Origin of the sequence: Microcystis sp. M49636_WE2 (assembly GCF_030065375.1) — a bacterium.
Classification (GTDB): domain Bacteria; phylum Cyanobacteriota; class Cyanobacteriia; order Cyanobacteriales; family Microcystaceae; genus Microcystis; species Microcystis aeruginosa_C.
In genome coordinates this window covers 1-2,558 of sequence record NZ_JASJFG010000269.1, presented here as the reverse complement: position 1 = coordinate 2,558, position 2,558 = coordinate 1, and the positions used below count along the sequence as shown (strand labels likewise).

General features: G+C 42.8%; 3 protein-coding genes. All 3 read left to right on the top strand.

The window, feature by feature from the left end; genetic code table 11:
- The coding region (locus PX484_RS06535; protein WP_288103193.1) for an MFS transporter at positions 1-331 on the top strand (331 nt) is incomplete at its 5' end.
- 193 nt (positions 332-524) lie between these two features.
- Positions 525-920, top strand: coding sequence for a helix-turn-helix domain-containing protein (locus PX484_RS06530; protein ID WP_004163831.1), 396 nt, complete (start codon positions 525-527; stop codon positions 918-920).
- Between the two features lie 156 nt (positions 921-1,076).
- Positions 1,077-2,138: an S-methyl-5-thioribose-1-phosphate isomerase gene (mtnA, locus tag PX484_RS06525; protein ID WP_287765724.1), complete on the top strand. Its 1,062-nt coding sequence runs from the start codon at positions 1,077-1,079 to the stop codon at positions 2,136-2,138.
- The last annotated feature ends 420 nt before the right edge of the window (positions 2,139-2,558 follow it).

Here is a 2,558-nt window from a genome sequence, read left to right as displayed (position 1 = left end):
TGTGATTGAATTAGACGAATTAGAAACAGGAAAACGTCGAGAAGGTATTTTTTATGCTTTCATGGTACTTTTGCAAAAAATTGGTTTAGCTTTGGGGTTATTTCTTGTCGGTATTGCTCTAGAAACATCGGGTTTTAAACCAAGAATACCAGGAGAAGCAATTCCCCTGCAGCCGGATAGTGCTTTAATAGCAATTCGCCTAGCAATTGCGCCTTTACCGGCATTTTTTCTGATCATTAGCTTAATTCTTGCCTATTTTTATCCAATTACTCGCCAAGTTCACGCCGAAATTTTAGACCAATTAGCAGCAAGAAGACAAGAGGAAAAGTAAACATCAGTTGTCGGCCGTCAGGAGACAGGAGATTATTTTTATTGATTCCCGAACTTCCTGCATAAAAATCAGCAAACCCTTACCCTAAAGCACTTGTATTGACTTTTGAACTACTGATTACTGGGTACAATCGACCCAGCAGCATAATGTCTTCAATGAGTATAATGTTATCGATAGCTAAATTGTACAAAAAATGAAATCCTATCCAGTAGAGTTCCGTCAGAAAATCCTAGACTGTTATTATAACGAACCCATCTCTCAAAGACAATTAGCGAAAAGATTCTGCGTAACCTTAAGTTTCGTACAAAAGCTTTTGAAGCAATCTCGAGAAACGGGAGATATTCGACCGAAGACTTATCGATGTGGCCGTCATTTAAAACTTACGTCAGAACAGATGATCGCCCTTGGTGATTTGATTGAGGAAAATAATGACGCAACTCTAGCCGAACTATCGAAACTATTCCTAGAAAGAACCGGTATAGTGTTAAGTGTGGCCACAGTGGCAAGAATAGCCGAACGCTTGAGAATCACCCGCAAAAAAAACTCTACAACCGACCAGAAAAGAGATAGAAAGAGTCCAAAAACTTAGACAAGAATAAAAAGGATAAAATTCGGGATGTATAAGATTAAACCCTAATCTAGCTATAACCAGAATCCAAGCTCGCTCGCTTAAAGTAACTAGAGCGCACGGGACTAGACCTCTTAAAAAAAACCAATTTTTCAACTATTACGGAGATTACTAATTATGACCACAAACACTGCCGAGAGTAACTCAATCTATCCCGTGCGTTGGCAAGATAACAAAGTCTGGCTGATCGATCAAACCCGTTTACCCATGGAGTATGGGGAAGTTGAGATCACCAGCAGTGAAGCCATGGCCCGGGCGATCGAAACGATGATTGTCCGCGGCGCCCCAGCGATCGGGGTAGCGGCTGCATACGGTATGGTTTTAGGAGCGCAGGAAATTAAAACCAACCAGAAAGAGCAGTTTCTGGCCGATTTAACTAGAATAGCCGATCGATTAGCCCAAACCCGGCCGACGGCGGTGAATTTATTCTGGGCGATCGAGCGAATGTTAAAAGTGGCCAGGGAAAGTGGCTCAGAAGTGGCAATAATTAGCAAAAATCTCCTGGAAACTGCCCACAATATCCAAAAAGAAGACGTGGAAACCTGTCGGGCGATCGGTAATCATGGTTTATTGGCGCTGCCAGATCAACCAGAAAAACTGACAATTTTAACCCACTGTAACACTGGTTCCCTGGCCACGGCCAGTTATGGTACTGCTTTAGGGGTAATTCGTTCCGCTTGGACGGCGGGAAGATTAATACAAGTGTATGCAGACGAAACCCGGCCAAGGTTGCAAGGGGCAAAATTAACCGCTTGGGAATGTCTGCGGGAGGGAATTCCCGTCACCGTGATCACCGATAGCATGGCGGCCCACTGTATGCAGCAAAAACTGATCGATGCGGTGATTGTTGGGGCCGATCGCATTGCGGCCAATGGGGACACGGCTAACAAAATCGGCACCTATTCCCTCGCGGTGCTGGCAAAAGCTCATAATCTGCCTTTTTATGTGGCTGCCCCCCTATCGACGGTGGATTTTTCCCTTAAGGATGGTACGGGGATACCGATCGAACAGCGCGATCGTGCCGAAATTTATCAGGTGGGGACAACTACCGTTTGCCCTAGAGATGTTAACTTTTATAACCCCGCTTTCGATGTTACTCCCGCCGCTTTAATCACCGCTATCATCACGGAAAAAGGAGCGGTAACACCGGCTGAATTAATTTTTTTACAGGATTCCTAGAGGGTAAGCTTTTTCCCTACTGACACCATTTTTATTTGTTTATATCCATTGGCACAGTGGGGAAAAATTCCGCCTCAATCCCATTGGAGGTGACGGCCAAGGGCGAAAAATAGACAAAAACTACCTCTATCCATAAACTAAAGGACTAGAGTAATTTTGAGAAACTATCTAGTTATCAATAGAATAGTTTGAATTAATGATTGATTACTTAAATCAAGAAACCATAAATTATTTATTAGTTTTAGATTATTTTTTTGTTAATATAGGCTAAAAAATTAATGGCTCTTCTAGGTTCTGTGTGATAAGTTTAATTGACATAGGATCGATCGATCTTTGTGTCCTTTGTGTCTTTGTGGTTCGTTCCACCCCCTCGCTAGGAGAAATGTATCTTAGAATACATTTTACCCACCAAAGCTGGGA

What these genes read in the sequence shown, in the direction of transcription:
- PX484_RS06530 (WP_004163831.1), top strand. Translation starts at nt 525, where the DNA reads ATGAAATCCTATCCAGTAGAGTTCCGTCAGAAAATCCTAGACTGTTAT.
- mtnA (WP_287765724.1), top strand. Translation starts at nt 1,077, where the DNA reads ATGACCACAAACACTGCCGAGAGTAACTCAATCTATCCCGTGCGTTGG.